Origin of the sequence: Hydrogenophaga sp. SNF1, assembly GCF_034421675.1 — a bacterium.
Taxonomy (GTDB): domain Bacteria; phylum Pseudomonadota; class Gammaproteobacteria; order Burkholderiales; family Burkholderiaceae_C; genus Hydrogenophaga; species Hydrogenophaga borbori.
The window spans coordinates 374,135-399,935 of record NZ_CP139793.1 but is presented as its reverse complement, the minus strand read 5'-3'; the positions used below and the strand labels follow the sequence as shown (position 1 = coordinate 399,935).

The 25,801-nt window shown below is 71.8% G+C and carries 24 protein-coding genes and 1 tRNA gene; 14 read left to right on the top strand and 11 right to left on the bottom strand.

What is annotated here, in order from left to right; genetic code table 11:
- Positions 1-10: 10 nt before the first annotated feature.
- Both gdhA and SOM08_RS01950 read right to left on the bottom strand, forming a co-directional pair.
- Entirely contained in the window at positions 11-1,354 is a 1,344-nt protein-coding gene (gene gdhA / locus SOM08_RS01955; protein ID WP_116958567.1) for an NADP-specific glutamate dehydrogenase, read from the bottom strand.
- Between the two features lie 177 nt (positions 1,355-1,531).
- Positions 1,532-2,443 carry a LysR family transcriptional regulator gene (locus tag SOM08_RS01950; RefSeq protein WP_116958566.1) on the bottom strand — a complete coding sequence of 304 codons (912 nt, stop codon included), beginning with the start codon at positions 2,441-2,443 and terminating at the stop codon, positions 1,532-1,534.
- Positions 2,444-2,603: 160 nt separating this feature from the next.
- Here SOM08_RS01950 and SOM08_RS01945 point away from each other — a divergent pair, with 160 nt between their 5' ends.
- The 14 genes from SOM08_RS01945 (at position 2,604) to SOM08_RS01880 (ending at position 17,555) form a co-directional block, all read left to right on the top strand.
- A complete protein-coding gene (locus tag SOM08_RS01945) occupies positions 2,604-3,842 on the top strand; it encodes an NAD(P)/FAD-dependent oxidoreductase (RefSeq protein WP_116958565.1) in 1,239 nt (412 codons plus the stop codon).
- 8 nt (positions 3,843-3,850) lie between these two features.
- The gene (locus SOM08_RS01940) at positions 3,851-5,806 is read left to right on the top strand and encodes a hydantoinase/oxoprolinase family protein (protein WP_322469962.1); all 1,956 of its coding nucleotides are present in this window, start codon (positions 3,851-3,853) and stop codon (positions 5,804-5,806) included.
- The gene (locus tag SOM08_RS01935; protein WP_322469961.1) at positions 5,803-7,383 is read left to right on the top strand and encodes a hydantoinase B/oxoprolinase family protein; all 1,581 of its coding nucleotides are present in this window, start codon (positions 5,803-5,805) and stop codon (positions 7,381-7,383) included. The genes SOM08_RS01940 and SOM08_RS01935 overlap by 4 nt, the downstream gene beginning before the upstream one ends.
- A 28-nt stretch (positions 7,384-7,411) precedes the next feature.
- Positions 7,412-8,416: a Bug family tripartite tricarboxylate transporter substrate binding protein gene (locus tag SOM08_RS01930; protein ID WP_116958562.1), complete on the top strand. Its 1,005-nt coding sequence runs from the start codon at positions 7,412-7,414 to the stop codon at positions 8,414-8,416.
- 13 nt (positions 8,417-8,429) lie between these two features.
- The gene (locus tag SOM08_RS01925; RefSeq protein ID WP_322469960.1) at positions 8,430-8,831 is read left to right on the top strand and encodes a RidA family protein; all 402 of its coding nucleotides are present in this window, start codon (positions 8,430-8,432) and stop codon (positions 8,829-8,831) included.
- A 49-nt stretch (positions 8,832-8,880) separates the two neighbouring features.
- On the top strand, positions 8,881-9,522 hold the full coding sequence (locus SOM08_RS01920; RefSeq protein WP_116958560.1) for a TetR family transcriptional regulator C-terminal domain-containing protein: 642 nt from the start codon (positions 8,881-8,883) through the stop codon (positions 9,520-9,522).
- Positions 9,523-9,639: 117 nt separating this feature from the next.
- On the top strand, positions 9,640-10,647 hold the full coding sequence (locus SOM08_RS01915) for a PDR/VanB family oxidoreductase (RefSeq protein WP_322469959.1): 1,008 nt from the start codon (positions 9,640-9,642) through the stop codon (positions 10,645-10,647).
- Between the two features lie 21 nt (positions 10,648-10,668).
- Positions 10,669-11,985: an amidohydrolase family protein gene (locus tag SOM08_RS01910; RefSeq protein WP_322469958.1), complete on the top strand. Its 1,317-nt coding sequence runs from the start codon at positions 10,669-10,671 to the stop codon at positions 11,983-11,985.
- A 27-nt stretch (positions 11,986-12,012) separates the two neighbouring features.
- Positions 12,013-12,873: a creatininase family protein gene (locus SOM08_RS01905; protein WP_322469957.1), complete on the top strand. Its 861-nt coding sequence runs from the start codon at positions 12,013-12,015 to the stop codon at positions 12,871-12,873.
- Positions 12,874-12,923: 50 nt separating this feature from the next.
- Positions 12,924-13,922, top strand: a complete 999-nt coding sequence (locus tag SOM08_RS01900; RefSeq protein WP_322469956.1) for an ABC transporter substrate-binding protein — start codon at positions 12,924-12,926, stop codon at positions 13,920-13,922.
- 66 nt (positions 13,923-13,988) lie between these two features.
- On the top strand, positions 13,989-14,816 hold the full coding sequence (locus SOM08_RS01895) for an ABC transporter ATP-binding protein (protein WP_116958555.1): 828 nt from the start codon (positions 13,989-13,991) through the stop codon (positions 14,814-14,816).
- A complete protein-coding gene (locus SOM08_RS01890; RefSeq protein ID WP_322469955.1) occupies positions 14,813-15,625 on the top strand; it encodes an ABC transporter permease in 813 nt (270 codons plus the stop codon). Before SOM08_RS01895 ends, SOM08_RS01890 begins: the two co-directional genes overlap by 4 nt.
- A 109-nt stretch (positions 15,626-15,734) precedes the next feature.
- Positions 15,735-17,084, top strand: a complete 1,350-nt coding sequence (locus SOM08_RS01885; protein ID WP_116958554.1) for an FAD-binding oxidoreductase — start codon at positions 15,735-15,737, stop codon at positions 17,082-17,084.
- Between the two features lie 15 nt (positions 17,085-17,099).
- Positions 17,100-17,555: a RidA family protein gene (locus SOM08_RS01880; RefSeq protein ID WP_116958553.1), complete on the top strand. Its 456-nt coding sequence runs from the start codon at positions 17,100-17,102 to the stop codon at positions 17,553-17,555.
- A 13-nt stretch (positions 17,556-17,568) separates the two neighbouring features.
- Here SOM08_RS01880 and SOM08_RS01875 read toward each other — a convergent pair whose 3' ends face one another.
- From SOM08_RS01875 to SOM08_RS01835, 9 genes are all read right to left on the bottom strand, one after another.
- Positions 17,569-17,781, bottom strand: coding sequence for a hypothetical protein (locus SOM08_RS01875; protein ID WP_116958552.1), 213 nt, complete (start codon positions 17,779-17,781; stop codon positions 17,569-17,571).
- Positions 17,778-18,830, bottom strand: coding sequence for an acyltransferase (locus SOM08_RS01870; RefSeq protein WP_322469954.1), 1,053 nt, complete (start codon positions 18,828-18,830; stop codon positions 17,778-17,780). The genes SOM08_RS01875 and SOM08_RS01870 overlap by 4 nt, the downstream gene beginning before the upstream one ends.
- 68 nt (positions 18,831-18,898) lie before the next feature.
- Positions 18,899-18,974 (bottom strand) — tRNA-Phe (locus SOM08_RS01865).
- A 40-nt stretch (positions 18,975-19,014) separates the two neighbouring features.
- Positions 19,015-19,737, bottom strand: coding sequence for a response regulator (locus tag SOM08_RS01860; RefSeq protein WP_116958550.1), 723 nt, complete (start codon positions 19,735-19,737; stop codon positions 19,015-19,017).
- A gap of 28 nt (positions 19,738-19,765) precedes the next feature.
- Positions 19,766-22,012 (bottom strand): sensor histidine kinase, encoded by a 2,247-nt coding sequence (locus SOM08_RS01855; protein ID WP_116958549.1) that lies wholly within the window; start codon positions 22,010-22,012, stop codon positions 19,766-19,768.
- Between the two features lie 34 nt (positions 22,013-22,046).
- Positions 22,047-22,712 (bottom strand): DUF4390 domain-containing protein, encoded by a 666-nt coding sequence (locus tag SOM08_RS01850; RefSeq protein ID WP_245980901.1) that lies wholly within the window; start codon positions 22,710-22,712, stop codon positions 22,047-22,049.
- A 43-nt stretch (positions 22,713-22,755) separates the two neighbouring features.
- On the bottom strand, positions 22,756-24,111 hold the full coding sequence (rsmB, locus tag SOM08_RS01845; protein ID WP_322469953.1) for a 16S rRNA (cytosine(967)-C(5))-methyltransferase RsmB: 1,356 nt from the start codon (positions 24,109-24,111) through the stop codon (positions 22,756-22,758).
- The gene (locus SOM08_RS01840) at positions 24,108-25,133 is read right to left on the bottom strand and encodes a M48 family metalloprotease (RefSeq protein ID WP_116958547.1); all 1,026 of its coding nucleotides are present in this window, start codon (positions 25,131-25,133) and stop codon (positions 24,108-24,110) included. The genes rsmB and SOM08_RS01840 overlap by 4 nt, the downstream gene beginning before the upstream one ends.
- A gap of 26 nt (positions 25,134-25,159) precedes the next feature.
- Positions 25,160-25,753, bottom strand: a complete 594-nt coding sequence (locus SOM08_RS01835; RefSeq protein ID WP_116958546.1) for a LemA family protein — start codon at positions 25,751-25,753, stop codon at positions 25,160-25,162.
- Between the last annotated feature and the right edge of the window lie 48 nt (positions 25,754-25,801).

Sequence of the window (25,801 nt, the reverse complement as noted above, 5' to 3'; positions counted from 1 at the left end):
GTCCGACCCATCAGACCACGCCCTGCGCCAGCATGGCGTCGGCCACCTTCACGAAGCCGGCGATGTTGGCGCCGTCGATGTAGCTCACGCGGCCATCGGCGCGGCGGCCGTGCCGCACGCAGGCCGTGTGGATGCCCTGCATGATCTGCAGCAGGCGGCCGTCGACCTCGTCGCGCGGCCAGGACAGGCGCAGCGCGTTCTGGCTCATCTCCAGGCCCGAGGTGGCCACGCCGCCCGCGTTGCTGGCCTTGCCCGGCGCGAACAGCACGCCCGCGGCCTCGAAGGCGGTGGCCGCGGCGATGGTCGAGGGCATGTTGGCGCCCTCGGCCACGCACTTCACGCCATTGGCGATCAGCGTGGCGGCGTCGTGCTCGTCCAGCTCGTTCTGCGTGGCGCAGGGCAGGGCCACGTCCACCGGCACATGCCAGGGGCGCTTGCCGGCCTCGAAGTGCGCGCCGGTGCGCTCGGCGTAGTCGCTGACGCGGCCGAAGTGGTGGTTCTTCACGTCCATCAGCACGGCCAGCTTGTCGGGCGAGAAGCCGTCCTCGTCGACGATGGTGCCGCTGGAGTCGGACACGGTGACCACCTTGGCGCCCAGGGCCATGGCCTTCTCCACCGCGTACTGGGCCACGTTGCCCGAACCCGACACCGACACGCGCATGCCCTGGAAGGACATGCCGCGCGTCTTGAGCATCTCCTCGGCGAAGTACACCGTGCCGTAGCCCGTGGCCTCCGGGCGGATCAGCGAGCCGCCGTAGCTCAGGCCCTTGCCGGTGAACACGCAGTCGGCGCGGTTGCTGAGTTTCTTGGCCATGCCGGCCATGAAGCCCACCTCGCGCCCGCCCACGCCGATGTCGCCGGCCGGCACGTCGGTGTCCGAGCCGACGTGGCGGAACAGCTCGCTCACGAAGGCCTGGCAGAAGCGCATCACCTCGCCCGGGCTGCGGCCCTTGGGATCGAAGTCGGAACCACCCTTGCCACCGCCCATAGGCAGGGTGGTGAGCGCGTTCTTGAAGGTCTGCTCGAAGGCCAGGAACTTCAGCACCGACAGGTTGACCGAGGGGTGGAAGCGCAGGCCGCCCTTGTACGGGCCGATGGCCATGCTGTGCTGGATGCGGTAGCCGCGGTTGACCTGCACCTGGCCGTGGTCGTCGACCCAGGACACGCGAAACATCACCACCCGCTCGGGCTCCACCAGGCGTTCCAGCAGGCTGTGCTCGGCGTATTTGGGGTGCTGGGCGATGAAGGGCCATAGGCTCTCCATCACCTCGGTCACGGCCTGAAGGAACTCAGGCTGGCCAGGGTTGCGCTCGGCGACGGTGTGCAGGAACTGCTCGGCGGACGTGTACTTCACGGTGATTCCAAAATGGTGCGTTGGATAGAAAAACGCACCATTTTGCATTGACCGCGCACCCCGTCCCGAGGGGCCAAGCCCCCAGGAGGGCGCCAGGGCCGCCCAATCTGGGGCGTTCACCCCCCCTTGGCGGACCACTGGAGCGGCCCCCTTGCCCACCGAACAGGCAGCCGGCGGCTACCTCGCCGCCGCCCGCCGGGGCACCCCGCCACGCTGGCGCAGCAGCGCCAGGAAGGCCGCCCCCGCCGGCGACAGCGACTGCCCCTTGCGCTGGTAGACGAAGTACTCGCGCTGCACCGCCGGCCCGCGCAGCGGCACGAAGCGCACGCCGAAGTTGTCGGCGAAGGAGCGCGCGTACTCCGGCGCCACCAGCACGCCCCGGCCGTGCCCGGCCAGCGCCAGCGCGGTGGTGAGAAAGCCGACGTCGCTCACCGTGTTGAGCGCGAAGTCGTGGCCGTGCGCGTGCAGGCTGCGCTCCAGGTAGCGATTGAATTCATTGGAGTAGCCGATCCAGCGCTCCTCGCGCAGGTCCTTCCACGGCACGCTCGCGCGCCCGTAGGCCGGGTGCCCCTGGGGACAGACGAAGCGCAGCGGCACGTTCATGAGGAAGCTGCGCGTCACGTCGTCGCCGCTCGGGCGGTCGGGGCCGATGCCCAGTTCCACCGCGCCGTGGCGCACGGTGTCCACCACGTCGTCGGCCACCGCGTCCTTCAGGCGCACGCTGATCTGCGGGTGCTGCTCGCCAAACTCGCCAAGGATGGAGGCGACCCAGGTGCAGGCCATCATCTGCGAGGTGGCCACGCGCAGGAAACCGCGCCGCAGCGCGCGGATCTCGGAGGCGCCGTCCACCACCTGTCGCACGTCTTCCAGGATGCGCTGCGCCAGCGGCAGCAGGTTGCGCCCCGCCTCGGTGAGCGTGATCGCCGTGCGGCCCCGGTCGAAGAGCTGCAGGTGCAGTTCCTGTTCGAGCTGCTGCACCAGCATGCTCACCGCCGACTGCGTGAGGTTGAGCTGGCGCGCCGCGCCCGTGAAGCTGCCGCTGTGCGTGACGGCGGCGAAGGCGCGCATCTGGCGCAGGCTGATGTTCATGGCGTGTCCCGCGATCGATGCCGGTGCATCCGCCGCGCGCGTGCACCACCATCAGGTTTCATGATTGATCTATCAAAACAATTCGCTTGGTTGATGGTAAGCCCGTTCCTAGAATGCCCGGCACCGTCCCATCCCCTGTCGATTTTTCTCCCCTGATTCCATGCACATCGCCGTCATAGGCACCGGCATCGTGGGCGCCTGCAGCGCCGCCTGGCTGCAGCGCGACGGCCACCAGATCACCTTCGTCGACCCGCTCGAGCCGGGCGAGGCCTGCTCCTTCGGCAACGCGGGCTCGCTCTCGCCCAGCGCCTGCCTGCCCGTGGGTATGCCGGGCATGTGGCGCAAGGTGCCCAAGTGGCTGCTCGACCCGCTGGGCCCGCTGACCGTGCGCACCGGCTACCTGCCGCGCGTGCTGCCCTGGCTGGTGCAGATGCTGCGCCACTCCACGCCGCAGGAGGTCACGCGCATCGCCACCGCGCTGCAGACCCTGCTGCGCCCCATCTTCGATTGCTACGGCCCGCTGCTGGACCACGCGCAGGCCAACGAACTGGTGCGCCGCACCGGCTGCCTGTACGTCTACTCCTCTCGCGAGGCCGCGGCGCAGTGGAAGTGGGGCATGGACCTGCGCCGCTCGCTGGGCGTGAACCTGGTCGACGTGGAGCGCGAAGCACTCGAAGAGCTCGAACCCGACCTGAAAGGCCAGTTCCGCTTCGGCATCCTGGCGCCCGACAACGGCTCCACGCTGGACCCCTCGCAACTGGTGAAGGCGCTGGTCCGCCAGGCCCTGCGCGACGGCGCGCGCCACGACCACCGCTCGGTCACCGGCTTCGAGCGCGAGGGCCGGCGCGTGACCGGGCTGCGTCTGGACAGCGGTGAGCCGCTGGCGGTGGACGGCGTGGTGATCGCGGCCGGCGCCTGGTCCGGCGCGCTCGCGGCCCAGCTCGGCGACCGCGTGCCGCTGGAGACGCAGCGCGGCTACCACGTCACGGTGCGCAGCTCCAACCTGAAGCTGCGCCACACGGTGATGGCCTCCGAGGCCAACCTCATGATCAACCCCATGGCCATGGGCCTGCGCCTGGCCGGCACGGTGGAGTTCGCCGGCCTGCGACCCGCGCCCAACTACGAACGCGCGCAGGCCTTGCTGCGCCAGGGCCTGCGCCTGTTTCCGCACCTGGACACCTCCGAGGTGACGCAGTGGATGGGCCACCGCCCCTGCATGCCCGACAGCCTGCCGGTGATCGACCGCAGCCGCGGCGCGGACAACGCCTGGATGGCCTTCGGCCATGGCCACATGGGCATGTGCATGGGCGCCACCACCGGCCGCGAAGTCGCGCACCTGGTGGCCGGCCGCGCCACGCAGGTGGACCTGGCGCCCTTTCGCGCGTCCCGCTTCCGTTGAGGACGGCCATGAACACGCAGTGGGCCATCGGCGTGGACATGGGGGGCACCTTCATCGACGTGGTCGCCTGCTCCAGCGACGGCGAGCTGCGCGCCCTCAAACACCCGCGCGAAGCGGGTGAGCTGGTGCAGCCCATCCTGGGCGCGGTGCAGCGCCTGCTGGACGAACAGAAGATCGCGCCCGCGCAGGTGGCGCGCCTGGTGCACGGCTCCACGGTGGTCACCAACCTGCTGCTCGAACAGGACGCCGGCCCCGTGGCCGTGCTCACCAACGCCGGCCTGCGCGACGTGCTTGCGCTCGCGCGCCAGGACCGCCGCGACCTCTACACCCCGGTGGTGGCGCCGCCCACGCCCGAGCGCCGGCTGTTCCCCGCCGAACTGCGCTTCGAGATCCGGGGCCGCATCGGCGCGCGCGGCGAAGAGGTCGAGGCACCGGACCGCGAGCAGGTGGCGGCGATCGCGCGCCAGCTGCGCGCGCGCGGCATCGCCTCGGTGGCGGTGTGTCTCTTGTTCGCCCACCTGCGGCCCGCGCACGAGCAACAGGTGCGCGACTGGCTGCTGCAGGCCGAGCCCGGGCTGCTGGTCTCGCTCTCCAGCGAGGTCGACCCCAAGCCGCGCGAGTTCGAACGTTTTCTGGTCACGGCCTTCGACGCCTACAGCAAGCCCCTGGTGCAGCGCTACCTGCGCACGCTGGGCGAGGCGCTGCGCGAGCGCGGCCTGCCCGAGCCCGCGCTGATGCGCTCCGAGGGCGGCATCGCGCCCTGGCCCGAGGCCGCCTCGCGCCCCATCGGCCTGGCCATGTCGGGCCCCTGCGCGGCCCTGCAAGGCGTGGCCGCGAGCCTGCCCGCCGACGAACCGCGCGTGGTGATGTCCGTGGACGTGGGCGGCACCAGCACCGACATCGGCCTGCTCGACGGCGGCCGGCCGCTGTTCACCGATGCGCTGCAGTGCGGCGAGCTCACGCTGCGCCTGCGCTGCGCCGACGTGGAATCGCTGTCCATCGGCGGCGGCAGCCTGGCCACGGTGAACGCGGGCGGCGGCCTGCGCCTGGGCCCGCGCTCCCAGGGCGCCTGGCCCGGCCCCGCGGCCTACGGCCTGGGCGGCACCGAGGCCACGCTGACCGACGCCCTGGTGCTGCTGGGCCGCCTGCCCGAGCGGCTGTCGGGCGGCGTGGCGCTGGACGCGGCGCGTGCGCGCGCCGCGATTCAGAAGGACGTGGCCGCGCCGCTGGGCCTGGACGCGCAGGACGCCGCGCGCGCCATCGTCGCCACCGCCGCCACCGCCATGGCCGAAAGCGTGAAGATGCGCGCCTTCCAGCGCGACATCCACCCCGCCGACTGCGAGCTGGTGGCCGCCGGCGGCGGCGGGGCCCAGCACGTGGCCGAGGTGGCCGAACTCGCGGGCGTGCCGCGCGTGCGCGTGATCCCCCACGCCGGCGTGATCGCCGCGCTGGGCCTGCTGGCCTCGCCGCCCACGCGCACGCTGGAATGGTCCTGCGCGCTGGCGCTCGACCACGAGGGCCTCGGCGCACTGAGCGAACGGCGCGAGGCGCTGCGCCGCTCGGTGCGCGAGGGCACGCCGCGCTGGAGCCTGGAACTGCTGATCGTGGGCCAGGGCAACCCGGTGGAGGTGCCCTGGGAGGCCGGCGACGACCTGGCCGCGCTGCGCGCGCGCTTCGCCGAGCGCTACGAGGCCCTGCGCGGACAGCTGCCCGCGCGCTTCGAGGTGCAGGCCCTGCTGCTGCGCGGCGTGTTCGAACAGGCCCTGCCCCAGCCCGGCGTGGGCGCCCGGCACCTGCGCCCCGACCCCGCGCTGTGGGCCGGCTGTCCGGCCGAGGGCCTGGGCCCACGCGCGCTGTTCGCCGCCACCACCACGGTGTGGGTGCCCGCGGGCTGGCGCTGGGCGCTGGTGGCCGACGGCGCGCTGCTGCTGTCGCGCGACGGGGCCCGGGAGCCCAGTGCATGAACCACGAGCACCTGATCCTCATGGAGCCCGTGCGGCTGGCGCTGCAGGGCATCGCCGACCGCATGCAGAGCCGCATGATGCGCGCGGCCTATTCCTCCATCGCGCGCGAGGGCGGCGACTGCGCGGCCGCGGTCTTCCTGCCCGACGGCCGCCTGCTCGCGCAGGCGCGCTCGCTGCCGCTGCTGCTCGGCTCGCTCATTCCGGCGGTCGCGGGCCTGCTCCAGCGCTGCCCCGTCGAGGCCATGGCCGATGGCGATGCCTGGCTGATGAACGACCCCTGGTCGGGCGGCACGCACCTGCCCGACCTGATCGTGGTGCGGCCGGTGTTCGGCGGCGGCGCGGTGATCGCGCTGGCCGCGGCCATCCTGCACCACCAGGACGTGGGCGGCGTCGCGGCCGGCTCCATCCCGCCCGACGCGACCGAGATCTACCAGGAAGGCCTGCGCATACCGCCGGTGCGCTGGCGCGTGGCCGGCGCGCCCGATCCGCACATCGAGGCCCTGCTCACTGCCAACAGCCGCACGCCCGGCAACCTGCTGGGCGACCTGAACGCGCAATGGTCGGCCGTGAGCCTGGGCGCCGAGGAAACCGCCGCGCTGCGCGCGCGCACCGGCGCGGCTTTCGAGGCCGTGTGCGAGGCGCTGCTCGCGCAGTCCGAGCGCCTGACGCGCGAGGCCCTGCGCGCCGCGCCCGATGGCGAGTGGCACTGGCAGGACCAGCTCGATGGCGACGGCATCAGCGACACGCCGGTGCGCATCGCGGTGGCCCTGCGCAAGCGGGGCGACACGCTGCACATCGACTTCACCGGCTCCTCGCCGCAGACGCGCGGGCCGGTGAACGCCTCGCCCTCCAGCATGGTGTCGGCCATCCTGTTCTTCATGCGCTCGCTGGCGCCGCAGGCGCCCAACAACGCGGGTTGCCTGGCGCCGGCCAGCTGGGTGCTGCCCGAGGGCAGCGTGGTCAACCCGCGCCTGCCGGCCGCCGTGAATGCCCGCACCGCCACGCTCAAGCTGGCCTGCAACGCCTTGCTCGGCGCCTGGTCCTCGGGCGCGGCGCGCGAGCCCATGGCCGCCAACGCCGGCGTGGCCACGGTGCTCTCGCTCGGTGGCGCGCGCGCCGACGGTCAGCGCTGGCTGTTCACCGAGATCATCGCCAGCGGCGCCGGCGCCAGCGCGCGCGGCCACGGCACCAGCGGCGTGTCCACCGACGTGGGCAACGCGCGCAACACGCCGCTCGAGGTGATCGAGTCGGAGGCGCCGGTGCGCGTGCACTGCTACGCGATCCGCGAGGGATCGGGCGGCGCGGGCCGCTTCTGCGGCGGCCATGGCGTGCGCCGGGTGTATGAATTACTGGAAGGCCATGGCAGCGTCTCCTACCGGGGCGAGCGCCATGTCAGCCGTGCGCGCGGCAGCGAAGGGGGCGGCGACGGCGCGCCCTCGGCCGCGCGCATCGAAAGAACCGATGGACGCGTCGACGTGCTGTCCGCGAGGGCGCGCGTCGACTGGTCCGCGGGAGACAGGCTCGTCATAGAAACGGCCGGAGGAGGCGCATGGGGCGAGGCCATGCCACGCCAATGAACCCACCCATTTGAAAGAGAGATCCCCGATGAAACGTTTCGCCCTCAACCGCAGAACCCTGGTCAGCGCGCTGGCCGCGGGCACCACCCTGGGCCTGGCCGCGCTCACCCCGCTGGCCGCGTCCGCGCAGGACGCCTACCCGAGCAAGATCGTTCGCATCGTCGTGCCCTTCCCGCCCGGCGGCAGCACCGACCTGCTGGCGCGCAAGCTCGGCGAGAAACTCGCCGCGCAATGGAAGCAGACCGTCATCGTGGACAACCGCCCCGGCGCGGGCGGCACGGTGGGCGCGGACCACGTGTCCAAGTCGGCCCCCGACGGCTACACGCTGCTGCTGGGCGTGACCGGCAGCAACGGCATCGCCGGCTCGCTGTACCCCAACCTGCCCTACGACCCGGTGAAGGGCTTCACGCCCGTGACGGCCGTGGTGACCGCACCGCTGCTGCTGGTGAAGGGCGAGCGCGTGGCCGCCAAGACGGTGGCCGAGCTGGTGGCCGCCGCCAAGGCCAAGCCAGGCTCCATCACCTACGGCTCGCCGGGCACGGGCACGTCCATGCACCTCACGGGCGAGATGTTCGAGCTGGCGACCAAGACCGCGCTGCTGCACATCCCCTACCGCGGCAGCGCCGGCGCGCTGAGCGACCTCATGGGCGGCCAGATCGACCTGATGTTCGGCGACATCCTGGTGGTGATGCCGCAGATCGAGGCCAAGAAGCTCACGCCGATCGCCGTCACCTCCAAGGAACGCCACCCCATGTTCCCCAACGTGCCCACCGTGGCCGAGAGCGGCTATCCGGGCTTCGAGGCGCTGTCGTGGCAGGGCCTGTTCGCGCCGCCCGGCACGCCCGCGGCCATCGTCGACAAGCTCAACAAGGACGTGAACGCCGCGCTGGCCAGCGCCGACATCCAGGAGTACTTCGTCTCGCGCGGCTTCAAGCTCGGCGGCAGCGGCGCGGCCGAGTACAAGGCCTTCATCGAGGCCGAGAACAAGAAGTGGGCCACCATCGTGAAGACCGCTGGCGTCAAGCCCGACTGAGTCCCGCCCAGCGATGCCGAGCAACCCCGACATCCGCCACATCGGCCCGCCCGTTCAGCGGGCCGGCGTGGTGCAACCGATCTCGCCCGCCGTGGTGGCCGATCAGCGCCTGGTCTTCGTCGCCGGCCAGGTGCCCATGCGCAACGGCCAGCCCGCGGGCGAGGACATCGTGAGCCAGACGCACTACACGATCGACCTGATCGAAGACATCCTGCGCCGCGCCGGCTGCACGCTGGCCGACGTGGTGAAGACCACCGTGTGGCTGGTCGACGGCCAGGACTACCCCGGCTTCAACGCGGCCTACGCCGAGCGCTTCGCGGCCGCCACGGCGCCGGCGCGCTCGACCGTGATCGCCGGCCTGATCGCGCCGGTGCGCGTGGAGATCGAGGCGGTGGCGCTCAAGCCGCGGGCCTGAGTCCGCGCCGGCGGTCCCCGGGGCGGGCGAGCTATCATGCCCGCCCGCCATGACCGCAGCAGCCCCACCCCCGGCGCGACGCCCCGCGCGCGAAAGCCGCCAGCGCATCCTCGCCGCCATCCGCGAAGCCGCCATCCAGGAGTTCAGCCTGCACGGCCTCAAGGGCACGTCCACGCAGGCCATCGCCGAACGCGCGGGCCTCACCAAGCCCCAGCTGCACTACTACATCGCCGGCAAGGAGGAGCTCTACGCCGAGCTGCTCGACTCCGTGATGATGGCCTGGAAGATCCAGTTCGCCCCGCCCGGCATGACCGAGCCGGCCGAGATCCTGGCCCACTACATCCGCCTGAAGCTGGACCACGCCTTCGACCAGCCCACCGTCTCGCGCATCTTCACGCGTGAAATCCTGGACGGCGGCCACAACCTTGACCGCTACTGGCCCAAGGCACGGATCTGGGTCGAGGAAGAGGTGGCCATCATCAACGGCTGGATGGCGCGCGGCCTGATGCGGCCCATGAACGCCCACCTGCTGCTCATGCACATCTGGGCCATGACGCAGCACCACGCCGACTTCGCGCTGCAGGTGCGCGAGATCTGCGGCCAGGGGCCCCATGCGCCGCTGGACCGCGAGGCCGTGGCCAGCGAGCTGATCCCCTTCGTGCTGCGCGGCTGCGGCCTCCTGCCCCCCTGAACGCCGCCCCGCCGCCCCGCGGCCCCGGCGCCCTCCCTTCTTGCTTCGGGTATTCCCGCCTGTGCAGGCGCGGCTCCGTCTCTATACTGACCAATTGGTCAAAGTATTCGGTCAAAATTGAACGCCCCCGACACCACGGCCCTGCCGGCCGCCCTTTCCGCCGACCCCACCCGGGGAGAATTCACCGTCCGCGTGGCCCGCGTGCTGCGCCACACCGCCGAGGTGAGCGGCTATCGGCTGGAGCGCTGCGACGGCCAGGCGCTGCCCGCCGCCGAAGCCGGCGCCCACATCGATCTCTACCTGCCCGGCGGCCTGGCGCGCAGCTACTCGCTCTGCGGCGAGCCGGCGCTGAGCGCCGAAGGCTATGAGATCGCGGTCAAGCGCGAGGACGCCGGCCGCGGCGGCTCGCGCGCGGTGCACGAGCACCTGCGCGAAGGCCGGCTGCTGCGCATCGGCCGCCCGCGCTGCCTGTTCCCGCTGGCGCCCCAGGCGCCGCACCACCGGCTGCTGGGCGGCGGCATCGGCGTGACGCCGCTGGTGGCCATGGCCCACGCCCTGCATGCGCGCGGCGCGGCCTTCGACCTGCACGTGTTCGTGCGCAGCGCCGAGCACCTGCCGCTGCGCGCGGCGCTGGAGGCCGCGCCCTGGCGCGGGTGCGTGACGGTGCACCGCGACGACGCGCCCGCCACGCGCACCGACCCCGCCGCCCTGGTGGCCCAGGCGCCGGCCGGCGCGCACCTCTACTACTGCGGTCCCGAGGGCTTCATGGCCGCCCTGCGCGAAGCCAGCCGCGACTGGCCGGCCGAGCGCGTGCACTTCGAGCACTTCGGCGCCCCCCCGGCAGCGGCCACGCCCAGCACCGGCGCCGGCTTCGAGCTGATCCTGGCGCGGCGCCAGCAGCGCCTGCACGTGCCCGCGGGCAAGAGCATCGCGATGGTGTTGCACGGCGCGGGCATTCCGGTGGACACGGTCTGCGAGCAGGGCATCTGCGCGTCCTGCATCACGCCCTACCTCGATGGCACGCCCGACCACCAGGACAGCTGCCTCACCGACGAGGAGCGCGCCACGCACGTGGCGGTGTGCTGCGCGCGCGCGCTCACGCCCACCCTCACGCTGGACATCTGACACGGTGCACACGAGCCCCGCATGAACCCCCAGCCCCCCGCGCCCGACACCGACACGCCCGCCGCGCTGCATGGCGCGCGCCTGCCGCGCTGGTTGCTGCCCGCCGACTGGCCGACGCACGAAGGCCGACCCGCGCTCGCGCGCCTCGAACTGGCCGACGGCCGCATCGCCCGCGTGCGCCCGCTGCCCGCCGCCGAGGGGCCCGCCGGCCAGGCGCGCTGGGACCTGCACGGCGCGCCGGTGCTGCCCGGCTTCGTGGAAGCCCACGCCCACCTCGACAAGGCCTTCATCGGCCCCCGCCTGGGCGCGGTGCGCCCGGGCCTGCTCGGCGCCATCGAGGCGGTGATCGCCGACCGCGAGCGCTGGACGCGCGAGGACCTGCGCGCGCGCATGCGGCGCGGCCTGCACTGGGCCTGGCAGGCCGGCACCACGCGGCTGCGCACGCACATCGACTGGTGGGACCCGCAGGCCACGCCACTGGCCTGGGAGGTGATGGGCGAGCTCGCGCACGAATGGCGCGATCGCCTGGCGATCGAGCGCGTCGCGCTGGTCAAGCTCGGCCCCTGCGAGGACCGCGCCGTGGCGCAGGCCCTGGCCAGGCGCATCGCCGCCGACGGACCGGGTGCCCTGCTGGGCGGCTTCGTGCACAGCAGCCAGTGGAACCCCGGCGCGCTGCGCGAACTGCTGCGCGCCGCGCAGGACGCGGGCCTGGACCTCGACCTGCACGTGGACGAAGAGCTCAACCCCGACGCCGAGGGCCTGGCCTGGCTCGCCCGCAACCTGCGCGCCACGCGCTTCGACGGCCGCGTGGTCTGCGGCCACACCTGCGCGCTGGCGGCCCAGCCGGAATCGCGCGCGCTGGCCACGCTGGACGCGGTGGCGCGCGCGCCCATCACCCTGGTGTCGCTGCCCATCACCAACCTGCTGCTGCAGGACGCCGCCACCGGCCGCACGCCGCGCCAGCGCGGCCTCACCCTCATCAAGGAAGCGCGCGCGCGCGGCATCCCGCTGCTGATCGGCAGCGACAACGTGCAGGACCCGTTCTGCCGCGTCGGCAGCCTCGACCCGGTCGAGGCCATGCAGGCCGCGGTGCTCGCGGGCCAGCTCGACGAGGCCTTCGACCACTGGTCGATGGCCGTGTGCCGCCCCGACTGGCTGGGCCGCGAGGCACCGGCCGCCGCGCCCGGCCTCGAAGGCCGGCCCGCCGACCTGGTGATCTTCGACCGCGCCGAGGCCACGGCCTGGCCCTCACGCGCCGCGCCGCGCCGCGTGCTGCGCGGCGGCCGCGCCATCGACACCGACACCGACATCAGCGACAGCGGCACCCCCGCGCGCTGAACCCGCCCCCCCCAGAGAACCCCACCCATGCTGCACGGCTACTTCCCCCCGCACCGCTTCCTGCCCTACCTGAGCTGGACCGAAATCACCGCCCTGCCCGAGCGCGAGAACACCGTCATCGTGCTGCCCGTGGGCGCCACCGAGCAGCACGGCCCGCACCTGCCCTGCTCGGTCGACACCGTGATCGCGGCCGGCGTGATCGGCAAGGCCTTCGAGCGCCTGCCCGCCGAGGTGCGCGCCTTCGGCCTGCCGCCCATCAGCTACGGCAAGTCCGAGGAGCACCTGCACTTCGCCGGCACCATGACGCTGAGCGGCACCACGCTGCTCTCTACCATGATCGAGCTCGGCGAATCGGTCTACCGCTCGGGCTTTCGCAAGCTGGTCTTCGCCAACGGCCACGGCGGCCAGCCCCAGGTGCTGGAGATGGCCGCGCGCGAGCTGCGCCTGCGCCACGGCGACTTCGTCATCGTGCCCTTCGGCGTTTCGCGCGTGCCCAACGTGTCCGGGCAATTCATCAGCGACCAGGAACGCAAGCAGTCCATGCACGCGGGCCATTCCGAGACCGCGCTCATGCTCGCGCTGGCGCCCGACACCGTGCACATGGAGCGCGCCGAGGCCGCCTTCCCGCCGGTCTTCCCCTCCAAGATCCTCTCGCCCGACGGCCGCCCCGCCTGCGCCTGGGTGGCGCGCGATTTCGGCCCCAGCGGCGTGATCGGCGATCCCACCACGGCCACGCGCGAGCAGGGCGAGGCCATCCTCGACAGCCTGGCCAACAGCTGGGTCCAGGCCATCACCGAGCTGCACGCCATGCAATGGGTCGTGCGCGAACAAGCCACCTGGGAGCGCGGCCACCACACGGGCCACATCCAGCAGACCCTGGCCGACTGAGGCCACCCACCGATCCCGTCCCCACCACCCCCAAGCCAGAAAGGCCCGCCATGACCTCTCGCCCCCTGTTCCGCCTGCGCCGCGCGCTCGGTGCCACCGCCCTCGGCCTGCTGGGCCTCGCCGCCAGCGCGCAGGCCCAGGAGAAGTTCACCTTCATGACCAACTGGTACGCGCAGGCCGAGCACGGCGGCTTCTACACCGCCCTGGCCACCGGGCTCTACAAGAAGCACGGCCTGGACGTGAGCCTGCGCATGGGCGGCCCACAGGTGAACATCCTGCAGATCATGGGCGCGGGCCAGACCGACTGCATCATGGGCGCCACCGACACGCAGATGATGGTCGCGCGCAACAACGGCCTGCCCATCGTCACCGTGGCCGCGGTCTTCCAGAAGGACCCGCAGGTGCTCATCGCGCACGAGCAGGTGAAGTCCTTCGAGGACATGAAGGACAAGACCATCCTGATCGCGCCCACCGCCATGCGCGGCTACTGGTCCTGGCTCAAGGGCAAGTACGGTTTCAAGGACTCGCAGGTGCGGCCCTACACCTACAACATCCAGCCCTTCGTGGCCGACAAGAACATCGTGCAGATGGGCTATCTCTCGTCCGAGCCCTTCGCCATCCAGAAGCAGGGCATCAAGGCCAACACCTTCCTGCTCGCCGACCACGGCTACCCCCCGTACGCCAACACCATCTCCTGCATGGACAAGACGGTGAAGGAGCGCCGCCAGGCCGTGGCTGCCTTCGTGCGCGCCAGCGCCGAGGGCTGGAAGGCCTACCTCGCCGACCCCAGCGCCGGCAACGCGCTCATCAAGAAGGACAACCCCAACATGACCGACGAGCAGCTCGCCTACGGCGTCGGCAAGCTCAAGGAGATGGGGATCATCACCAGCGGCGACGCGCAGAAGCTGGGCATCGGCGTCATCACGCGCGAACGCCTGCTCAAGACGCACGCCTTCCTGGTGGACAACCAGCTCATCGACCCGGCCAAGGTCAACCTCGACCAGGCCTACGACTTCGACCTGATCCGCGACATCAAGGTCCTGCCCTGAGCCTTTCCCCGGCCCGCGCCGCTTCGTGGCGCGGGCCCTTCTCTTTCCAAGAACCCACACCCAACAATGACCAGCCCGCCCTCGCCTGCCGCTGCGCCCCCTGTGGCCATCGACATCCGACAAGTCCAGAAAACCTACCCCAACGGCACCGTGGCCCTGCAGCCGGTGGACCTGAGCGTTCGCGAGGGTGAGTTCGTCACCCTGCTCGGCCCCTCGGGCTGCGGCAAGAGCACGCTGCTCAAGATGATCGCGGGCCTGCTGGAGCCCAGCAGCGGCAGCCTCAAGCTCTGGGGCGAGGGCGTGAACCAGCTCGAACGCTCGGGCCACCGCCTGTCCTTCGTCTTCCAGGCGCCCACGCTCATGCCCTGGGCCAACGTGCAGACCAACGTGCGCCTGCCGCTGGACCTGGCCGGCGTGCCGCGCGCCGAGGCCGACGCCCGCGTGGCCGACGCGCTCGCGCTGGTGGGCCTGTCCAAGTTCGCCAAGGTGCTGCCGCGCTCGCTCTCGGGCGGCATGCAGATGCGCGTGTCCATCGCGCGCGGCCTGGTGGTGGAGCCCACGCTGCTGCTCATGGACGAGCCGTTCGGCGCGCTCGACGAGATCACGCGCCACAAGCTCGACGCCGACCTGCTGGAGCTCTGGCAGAAGAAGAACCTCACCGTCGTCTTCGTCACGCACTCCATCCACGAGTCGGTGTTCCTCTCCAGCCGCGTGGTGATGATGGCCGCGCGCCCGGGCCGCATCGTGGAGGAATTCCGCATCGACGAACCCTATCCCCGCCGCCCCGAGTTCATGGTCAGCACCGACTTCAGCCACCACGCGAAGAACCTGCAGGACAGCCTGCACCGCGCCAGCCGCGACACCCAGGAAACCAACGAGGAGGTGTCGCAATGAACACCGTGCCCCACACCTCCCTGCTCGCCCAGCCGCGCGTGCAGCGCGTCCTCTACCCCTCGCTGGTCGCGGTGGTGCTGATCGCGCTGTGGCAGGCGCTGGTCGTCGGCCTGGCGCTGCCGCCCTACCTCATCCCCTCGCCGCTGCTGATGATGCAGACCCTGATCGGCGACTGGGGCACGCTGTTCGACTCGCTGATGATCACCATGAAGATCACGGTGCTGTCCTTCATCGTCGCGGTGGTGGTCGGCGTGCTGATCTCCTTCCTGTTCGTGCAGAGCCGCCTGATCGAGACCGCGCTGTTCCCCTACGCGGTGCTGCTGCAGGTCACGCCCATCGTGGCCATCGCCCCGCTGATCATCATCTGGGTCAAGCAGCCCACGGCCTCGCTGGTGGTCTGTGCCACGCTGGTCGCGCTGTTCCCCATCATCTCGAACACCACCCTGGGCCTGCGCAGCGTCGACCCCGACCTGCAGGCCTACTTCAAGATGAACCGCGCCTCGCGCGCGCAGATGCTCTGGCGCCTGCGCATCCCCAGCGCCCTGCCCTACTTCTTCGGCGGCCTGCGCATCTCCTCGGGCCTGGCGTTGATCGGTGCCGTGGTGGCCGAGTTTGTCGCCGGCACCGGCGGCACCAACACCGGCCTGGCCTACCAGATCCTGATGGCCGGCTACCAGCTCGACATCCCACGCATGTTCGCCGCCCTGCTGCTCATCTCGCTGGCCGGCGTGTTCCTGTTCGTGCTCATGGCCTGGCTCACCAAGCTCGCGCTCGGCTCCTGGCACGCCAGCGAGATCGCGCAGGATTGAACACCCCCGCCGCGCTTCGCGCGTCCCCCTCAAGGGGGCGGCACCTGCGGCCCGGCAGAGCCGGTTCCGCGGTGCCCTCGACGAGGCACGGCTGACGCAAGGAATCTGAATGAACGCTTCCATCCAATCGCTCCAGCAGGAGCTGCCCGATCTTGACTGGGTCACCGACCCCATCAAGGTCGGCCGGCTGTCGCAGGACTTCTCCTGGTTCAGCCCCGTGCTCAAGCGCCAGCTGCTGGGCAAACGCGGCGACATCGCCGCGCGCCCGCGCACCGAAGACGAGCTGCGCCGCCTGGCCTCGGCCTGCGCGCGCCTGGGCGTGCCGCTCACGCCGCGCGGCAGCGGCACCGGCAACTACGGCCAGTGCGTGCCGCTGCACGGCGGCGTGCTGCTCGACATGAGCGGCTACAACCAGTTTCTGTGGGCGCGTCCCGGCGTGGGCCGCGCGCAGGCCGGCATCCGCATCGGCGACTTCGATGCCGCCGCGCGCCCGAGCGGCTGGGAGCTGCGCTGCATCCCCTCCACCTTCCGCACGGCCTCGCTCGGCGGCCTGTTCAGCGGCGGCTTTGGCGGCGCGGGCTCCATCAACTACGGCCCCATCGGCGCGCCTGGCAACATCCTCGGCGTGCGCGCCATGAGCGTCGAGGCCGAGCCCCAGGTGGTGGAGCTGCGCGGCCCCGAAGCCCTGCTGCTGCACCACCTGTGGGGCACCAACGGCCTGGTGCTGGAAGTGGAAATGGCCCTGGCGCCGGCGCATCCCTGGCTGGAGATGATCGTCGCCTTCGACGACATGGACCGCGCGCTGACCTTCGGCAACGCGCTCGCGCACGCGCCGGGCATCGTCAAGAAGAACATCGCCCTGCTGGCCGACCCGATCCCGGGCTACATGGCGCCGCTGGCCGAGCACCTGCCGCAGGGCTGCCACGCCGCGCTGCTGCTGGTGGCCGAGTTCTCGGAAGCCGCCGCGCTGCAACTGGTGGCCGCGCACGGCGGACGCATCACCTACCGCCGCACCGCCGACGAGGTGCAGGCCCAGCACCACACGCTGCTGGAGTACTGCTGGAACCACACCACGCTGAACGCGCTGAAGGCCGACAAGGGCCTGACCTACCTGCAGACCACCTTCACGCCCGGCAAGCACCTGGACCAGGTGCGCACCATCCAATCGCTGTTCGGCGACGAGGTGCTGATGCACGTGGAGTTCCTGCGCAGCATGGACGGCTTCACCACCTGCACCTCGCTGCCGCTGGTGCGCTTCAGCACCGAGGAGCGGCTGAACCAGATCATCCAGACCTTCCGCGACAACGGCATCCGCGTGAACAACCCGCACACCTACATCATTGAAGAAGGCAAGGTGGGTGGCGACCTGCCGCAAAGCGTGATCGACATGAAGCAGCGCTTCGACCCCGCGGGTCTGCTGAACCCGGGCAAGATGCGCGCCTGGAAGCTGCCCCACTGAGCGAGGAGGTTCTCCATGAGCACCGGCCAACCCATGGCCCGCTACGCCGCCGCGCGGCGCGTGGGCGACATCGTCTTCATGAGCGGCGTGGTCGCCGTCAACCCCGCGACGCGCGAGGCCGTGCGGCGCTACGAGGACCTGCCCGAGGCCGCCCGCACGGCGCTGCGCGCGCTGGGCTACGACACCGGGCAGATGTCGGTCGACATCTTCGAGGCGCCCATCGTGGCGCAGAGCTGGCTGGTGCTCGACCGCATCCGCCAGCTGGCCGAGGAACATGGCGGGCGCATGGCCGACGTGGTCAAGCTGGTGCAGTACTTCCGCGAACTGCGCGACTACGCGCCCTACAACCGCGTGCGCGGCCTGTTCTACCCGGACGAGCCGCCGGTGAGCACGGTGGTGGAGGTCTCGCGCTTCCTGCCGGGCGACGAGGTGCTGGTGGAGGTGGAGGCCACCATGGTCCTGCCGCGCTGAGCGCGGCGGGCGTTCACTGATCGAGCCGCTTCGCGCGCTCGGCCGGCATCTCGAGCGCCTTCTGCAGGTCCTGCTGCACCTGCTGCTGGGTGCGCTGGGCGTTCTCCAGCTCCTGCTGCTTCACGGCGGCGCCGGTGGCGGCCGAGCCCACCGCATCCGCGCCGCAGGCGGCGAGCAGCAGCGCAAGGCACAGGGCACCGGCGCGGGTGATCGAGCCGGTATTCATCGCGAACCACCGGCCAGGGACAGCGTTCGGGTGAACGCCGGCACCCAGCGGTCGCACAGCCGCTGCACGCCGGTGCCGAGCAGCAGCACCGCGGCCCAGGCCAGGGCCGTCCACAGCCAGGCCTGGCCCAGGCCGCCGCGGTCGAGCCGCTCCCACAGGCCGCTGACCACGATGATCACCGCGAAGTGGCAGACGAAGACGCTGTAGGACACGTCGCTGAGGTGCTCCACCGCGCGGCGCACCGGACCCAGGACGGCGCGCCAGGAAAGGTGCGAGCCCGCGTACAGGGCCAGCGCGGTCGCCAGGGCCAGGATGGGCCGGGCCCGCGGGTCCTGCAGCCAGTCCAGGGCCAGCAGCGCGGCCACCAGCCACCAGCACAGGGCCGCCCGCGCGCCGCCGCGCGCCCAGGCCGCCAACGCGCCCAGGCCGTAGGCCGAGAGAAAGTAGATGGCCCAGACGTCCAGCGTCGGCCGGCGGCTGAACACCTCGATGGACGCCACCGTGGCGACGGCCACCACCAAGGGCACGAAAGAATCGGCCAAGGGCGTGGACGAGCGCGCCGCGAAGCAGGCCAGCAGGGCGAACAGGCCGAACAGCTGCAGGTCGATGGCCACGTACCAGGCGCCGGCCGACAGCGAAGGCACGCCCAGCACGTCTTGCAGGAAGAACAGGTGCGCGAGGAACTGGCCCACCGAGGGCAGCGGCGAGACCCAGTCGTGCTGCGCCAGCTCCGGGCCCAGCCAGCCGGTGGCCAGCACCACCAGCGCCAGCGCGACCAGGAACTGGGGCACCAGGCGCAGGTAGCGTTGCCAGATCAGCGGCACCGGGGCGAGGTCGCGCCGCTTGCTGAGCGATTGCGCGGTGAGAAAGCCGCCGATGACCAGAAAGGGCTGCACCGCGTAACGGCCGTCCTCGTACAGAAACTGCACCAGCCGCGGCCAGGCGTCCGCGATCCAGTCGGTCATGGGCGCGTAGAGCGAGAGGTGGTGCAGCACGATGAGCTGCGAGGCCAGGGCCTTGAGGCTGTCGATCAACGCGGAGCGCTTCATCTGGCTGCGAGCTGCGGGAGAGACCTGGAAAGCAAAACGCCCAACCGGAAGGGTTGGGCGTTGAATCTTGGTGGCCTGGGGCGGAATCGAACCACCGACACGCGGATTTTCAATCCGCTGCTCTACCAACTGAGCTACCGGGCCTTGGGAAGCCCAGGAGTATAGCAGCTTGGCGGACCCCGCCTCAGCCCAGGCCGTTGCGCTTGGCGCGGGCCAGGTCCACGCCCAGCTGCTTGAGCTTGCGGTAGAGGTGGGTGCGCTCCAGACCGGTCTTCTCGGCCACGCGGGTCATGGAGCCGGACTCCTTGGCCAGGTGGTATTCGAAGTAGGCCTTCTCGAACTCGTCGCGCGCCTCGCGCAGGGGGCTGTCGAGGTTGAAGGTCTGCTGCGCCTGCGGGCCCATGGGCAGCGTGGGCATGAGGCCGTTGCCGTTCACCGGGGCCACCCCGTTGACGTGGTGGTGGGTCATGGCCTCTTCGACCGTGACCTCCATGCCCACAAGGCGCGGCGGCACCAGCGCGGCGCCGCCAGGCGCGGCCTTGGGCACCTTGTTCAGGCCCTGGTCCACGGCCTTGAGCAGCTTCTGCAGCGTGATCGGCTTTTCAAGGAAGGCCGAGGCGCCGATGCGCGTGGCCTCGACGGCGGTGTCGATGGTGGCGTGGCCGCTCATCATGATCACCGGCATGGTCAGCAGGCCGGTGCTGCTCCACTCCTTGAGCAGGGTCACGCCATCGGTGTCGGGCATCCAGATGTCGAGCAGCACCAGGTCGGGCCGCATCTGCTGGCGCAGCGAACGCGCCTCGGCCGCATTGGCCGCCAGTTCGACGGCGTGGCCTTCGTCGTTGAGGATTTCGGACAGCAGGTCCCGTATGCCCAGTTCGTCGTCTACGACCAGAATCGTTGCCATTGCGTGCGGAGTCCCTCGGTACCTGTTGTCAATTTGCAACTGCGAATGATAACGACACTTGCGCGCCGATGACGCGCCCTTCCGTCACGCGGTTCGACAAGTCCACGCGGCCGCCGTGTTCGTCCATGATCTTCTTGACCACGGCCAGGCCCAGGCCGGTGCCCTTGGCCTTGGTGGTGACGTAGGGCTCGAAGGCCCGTTTGAGGATGTTCTCGCCAAAACCGGGCCCGCTGTCGGACACCACCAGGCGCACCCACTGGCCGCTGTCGGAGCGGCGGGTGCGCAGTACCACCTCGGCGCCGGCCATGCCGCCCATGGCGTCCTGGGCGTTCTGCACCAGGTTGTGGACGATCTGGCGCACCTGCTGGGCGTCGGCGCGCACCTTGGGCAGGTCTTCGGCGAGCTCGCAGCGCACGGGCACGGCGGCGTTGTCGTAGAGGCTGAGGATGTCGCGCACGGCGGCGTTGAGGTCCAGCGGCGCGAGCTGGGCCGCGGGCAGGCGCGCGTAGTCGCGGAATTCGTTGACCAGACGCTTCATGGCCTCGACCTGATCGCCAATAGTGCGCACCGACTTGTCGAGCAGGGCCTGTTCGGGTGGCTGCAGCTTGCCGTCCAGCTTCATGGCCAGGCGCTCGGCCGAGAGCTGGATGGGCGTGAGCGGGTTTTTGATCTCGTGCGCCAGGCGGCGCGCCACCTCGCCCCAGGCCTTGGCGCGCTGGGCCGAGACGACCTCGGACACGTCGTCGAACACCAGCAGGCGCTGGTTGTCGGGCAGCAGGGCACCGCGCGCGATGAGGGTGATGCCCTGCTCGAAGGGCGAGCCCTCGCCCGCGCTGAGTTCGAAGGATTCCTGCCAGTAGCCGCCCTCGTGCGGCGAGTCCTCGGCCAGGAAGCGCTCGAACTGCTGCAGCACGCCGCCAGCGATCTGCTCCAGACCGGGCACCTGGTCCAGCGGCTGGCCGATGTGCGCGTTCAGCGCGGCGTGCAGGATGCGCGCCGCGCCGGGGTTGGCGCTGAGCAGGTGGCCCCGCTCGTCGAACACCAGCACGCCGGCGGTGAGGTTGTCCAGGATGGTCTGCAGGTTCTCGCGCGCGGCGTCCACCTGCTCCATGCTGTGCTGCACGGCCTCGCGCGCGTCGGACAGGTCCTGCGTCATGAGGGCGAAGGTGCGCGTGAGGCCCGCGAGTTCGTCGCGCGAGGGCAGCGCGGCCTTGGGCGCGAGGTTGCCGGCCGCCACCTCGCGCATGCCCTCGGCCAGCACGATGAGCGGGCGGATCAGCTGGTTGCCCAGCAGCACCGCCAGCAGCACCGCGCCGAACACGGCCAGGAACAGCGCCAGCGTGAGCGTACCGATGTACATGCGGCGCAGGCCGTCGCGCGCCAGCGCGCGCTCCTGGTACTCGCGGTTGGCCACCTGCACGGCCAGCGCGTCCACGATCAGCGCCGAGGGCAGGGCCGCCGAGACCTGCAGGTAGCGCGGCTCGGCGTTGACGGCGAAGCTGGGCGGGTTCACCAACGCCAGCACCTTGATGCGCGCCTGGCCCGCGGCCAGCGCGGCGTGTAGGTCGCCGCCCTCGCCCTCCTCCAGGCCCTCGATCTGCGCGAGCACGCGGTTGGCGCGCGCGTTGCGCAGGGTGGCGGGGCTGGGCCGCTCGGGCGCGAGATCGAAGCGCGAACTGCCCGAGCTGCCCAGGAGCTGGCCGGTGGCGCCGAACAGCACCACGTCGCTGGCGTCGAGCTGCTCGCGCACGCGGTCGAGCGCGAGCACGGCGCCACTGTTGCTCTGGCGAGCCAGGCCGTCGGCGGCCAGGCGGGTCTTGTTCGACAGGTCGGCCACCAGGGTGTCGAGCGTGGTGCGGCCCAGGTTCAGGCCCGCGCCCAGCGCGGACTCCACGCGCACGTCGAACCAGCTTTCGATGGAGCGCGAGACGAACTGGTAGGACACGGTGTAGATGAGCAGCCCGGGCAGGATGCCCACCAGGCCGATGATGGCGGCGAGCTTGACCAGCAGCTGGCTGCCGAACTTGCCGCGCTTGAGGCGCATGAACAGCCGCGCGCCCAGCCACAGGATGACCAGCCCCAGGCCCACGGCGGCGGCCACGTTGATGCCGACCAGCAACTCGAAGTTGCGCTCGTAGAAGACGCTGTTGCGCGTGCCCAGAGTGAGCAGGAACAGCAACACCATGCCCAGGCCGGTCATGAAGATCAGGCCGGCGACCACCGCCCAGCGGGTGGCGGCGGGCTTGCGCGAGTGGGGCGGGGTGAGGGTGTTCACGGCACGGAGGGCGTGCGGGGTGGCGGCGCGGGGCTCAGCGGGACGGGGATTCGGCGGCGGGCGCCTCACCACCGGCCTTGGCCTCGGCGGCGGGGGACGTGGCGCGCGGCTCGGCCGGCGCGGGCAGCTCGGGCGTGGCGGCCTCGGGCACGCCCAGCTCGCGCTCCAGCGCCATGGACCATTCTTCCTGGTTGCCCAGGCCAATCTGGAAGGGGCGCGGCAGCAGGCTGAGGTCGAGGCGGAAGCCGAACTCCACCAGGTGGGAGGCGCCCGGCTCCAGCTGCCCCGCGTCGGCGAGCCGCCAGCGCGAGACGCGGCCCACCGCCGCCAGGGCCTCCTCCAGAGTGTCGTGGTTCTGGTGCAAGGCGTAGGGCAGGCCGGCGCCGCCGCCGGTGCCGCCGCCGGCCTCGGTGGAGATGCTGACGCGCCAGCGGCGGGTCAGCGGCTGGTAGGCCAGGCGCAGGGTGCGGGTGGCACCGGCCACGCGCTTGTTCGTCCAGTACCAGCGCTCGCGCAGCACGTCGGCCTGCCAGACGAAGTACAGCGGCACGCCCTTGATCAGGGCGTCCTGCACGGCGCCATGCGGGCTGAGCTCGAAGCGAGCGCTCAGGAACAAGCCGTCGGAGGTGCGCTGCAGGGCGAGCTGCTGCACCTGGGGCGGCTGGGCGCGGGCCAGCGCGAGGGCCAGGCCGACCAGCACCAGCAGCAGCCAATGCCGGGGGCGAAGAAGGCTTCGGACCCGATCAGCCGCCGCGGGCCTTGTCAAAACGTGCGTAGAAAAAGCCGTCCGGTCCACCCGAGGCATTGTCGTTGAACTGTCCGGCACCCCCGGGTGTACCGGGGAACAGATGGCCGGGAGCGGCGCCTGCCCGGGCGTCGGTGTGGCGCTGAAGAAACGCCTCGGCCTGCTCGCTGCCCTCGGCGCGGAACACCGAGCAGGTGGCGTAGAGCAGGCGCCCGCCGGGCCGCAGCAGCGGCCACAGGGCGTCGAGCAGGGCCCGCTGGGTGCCCGCCAGGGCCGCCACGTCGCTGTCGCGGCGCAGCCAGCGCACGTCCGGGTGGCGGCGCACGATGCCCGAGGCCGTGCAGGGGGCGTCGAGCAGGATGGCGTCGAAGGGCCGGCCGTCCCACCAGTCGGCGGGGCGGGCGGCGTCGGCGTGACGCACCTCGGCCACCAGACCCAGGCGGCGCAGGTTGTCGCTGATGCGGGTGCAGCGCGCGGCGTCGACGTCCAGCGCCAGCAGCTCGGCATCGGCGCGCTCCAGCAGGTGGGCGGTCTTGCCGCCGGGCGCGGCGCAGGCGTCCAGCACGCGCGGGCGCGCGGCGAGCCCGTCAAGCAGCAGCTGCGCGGCCAGCTGGGCGGCCTCGTCCTGCACCGAACAGTGGCCCTCGGCGAAACCGGGGATCTGGTCGACCGGCAGCGGGCGCGCCAGCTCCAGTCCGTCCTCGCCCACGGGCCGGCTGGCCACGCCCTGGTCGGCCAGCGCGCGGGCCAGGGCCTCGCGATCGGCGCGGCGGCGGTTGACCCGCAAGGTCATGGGCCCCGGCCGGTTGTTGGCCAGCAGCAGGCGCTCCCAGTCCGCCGGGTGGTCTCGCCGCAGGCGTTCGATCCACCAGCTCGGGTGGTTCCAGCGCGCCACCGGGTCCTGGGCCAGCGGGGCCTGCAGCGAAGCGGCCTCGCGCAGGTAGCGGCGCAGGCAGGCGTTGAGGAAACCGGCCTGGCGCTGCCAGCGTTTGTCCTTCCGGGCCGCGCGCACGGCCTGGTCGACCACGGTGTGCGCGGCGTAGCTGGCGCCGGGGGCGTCGGGCGCCAGCAGCAGCGCCAGCGCCACGCACATGAGCGAGCGCAGGGGCGGCGGCGGCGCGCGGTCGGCCAGGCGGGCCACCAGCGCCTCGCAGTGGCCCAGCAGGCGCAGGCTGTGAAAGGCCAGCGCCTGCACGCCCGGGCGCAGCGGCGCGGGCACGGCCGCGAGTGCGTCGCCCAGGGAGCGGCCCTGGCGCACCGCGAGCACCGCCTGGGCCGCCAGCGCGAGCTGCTCGCTGAGCGCGGGCGCCTGCAGCGACCCGTGCGGTGGCCGCGCGTGGGCACCCGTGTTCATGCGTGCACCACGGTGGGGTCGCCCACCGTGCGCTGCGCCGGCAGTGGCAAGGGGCCCATGTGCCGGCCGTAGATGCGGCGCACCCGCTCGGCCAGCGGCGGGTGCGAGTCGAAGCGGCGCGCGAGCGCGCCATGCCCGTTGCCCACCAGCAGCAGGTGCTGCAGCGAGGGGCCCACCGCGCGCGATGGCAGGCCTTCGCGCTGCTGCGTCATGACCTTGCGCAGCACGCCGCCCAGACCGTCGCGGCTGCGCGTCCACTGCACGGCGCGCGCGTCGGCCAGGTACTCGCGCTGGCGCGACACCGCGGCCTGCAGCGCATGGCCCGCAACCCAGCCGAGCCAGCCCACGCCCATGAGGCACAGGCCCATCAGCGCGCCCATGAAGCGGCGGCCGTCCTCGCCCGGCTCGGCCAGGCGCTGGCCGAGGCGATGGACCATCTCCAGCCCGAACACCATGCCCGCCAGGCGCAGGTTCAGGCGCGTGTCGCCTTCGCCGATGTGACCCAGTTCATGCGCGACCAGGCCCTGCAGCTCCTCGCGCGTGAGGTGGTCGAGCGCGCCCTGGGTGACGGCCACCACCGCGTCCTGCGGCGTCCAGCCGGTGGCGAAGGCGTTGATGGCCTGGTCGCGCGCCACCACCATGGCGGTGGGGCGCGGCAGGCCCGAGGCGATGGACAGCTCGTCGACGATGTTGACGAAGCGCTGCTCGTCGAGCCGGCCCGAGGGCCGGGCCGCGCGCGCGCCCATGCGCTCGGCCAGCCGCACGCCGCCCTGGTGTTCCAGCTGCGAGGTTTCGAGCCACCAGCCGCCCAGCACGAAGAGCAGGGTCACGCCGGTGTTCACGGCCCAGAAGTGCCGCGGGAAGTACCACCCGCCCGCCAGCCAGAGTGGCCCCGACAGCAGCCAGCCCACGGCGAGGGCCGCGTTGACGGCCAGCACCAGCAGCAGCACGGTGAGGCCGAAGGCCGCCACCAGCCGGCGACTGCGCGCGCGCGCCTCGCGCTGAGAGTCGATGAACCGCATGCGCCGCCCGCGTCAGTGTCGGTGGCTCAGAACCGCACCTTGACCGGCTCGCGCTCGGCCTCGCTGGTGGTCGCTTCCAGCATGGCCTGGGGCAGGAAGTTGAACAGGCGCGCGACGAGGAGCGTGGGGAACTGCTGCGCGGCGTCGTTGAAGTCGTTGGCCTGGTCGTTGTAGGCCTGGCGCGCGAAGCCGATGCGGTTCTCGGTGCTGGCCAGCTCTTCGCTGAGCTCGCGCATGCTCTGGTCGGCCTTGAGCTCGGGGTAGTTCTCCACCACCGCCATGAGGCGACCGAGCGCGCCACCCAGCAGCTGCTCCGCGCCCGACAGGGTACCCATGACGCCGGGCGCCAGCGGCGCGCTGGCGGCGGCCTGCTCGGCGCTGCGCGCCTGGTTGCGCGCGGCGATCACGGCCTCGAGCGTCTGCGCCTCGTGCTCGAGGTACTTGCGGGCCACTTCGACCAGGTTGGGGATCAGGTCGTGCCGGCGCTTGAGCTGCACGTCGATCTGCGCGAACGCATTGGCGATGCCGTTGCGCAGGCGCACGAGCCGGTTGTAGGCCCCGACCGCCCAGAAGAAGACCAGCAGCGCCGCCAGCAGCAGCACCCATTGCAGAACACCCATCGTGTGTTTCCTCCTCGCTCGCCCGCGATTGGCGGGCGGGGGACTATA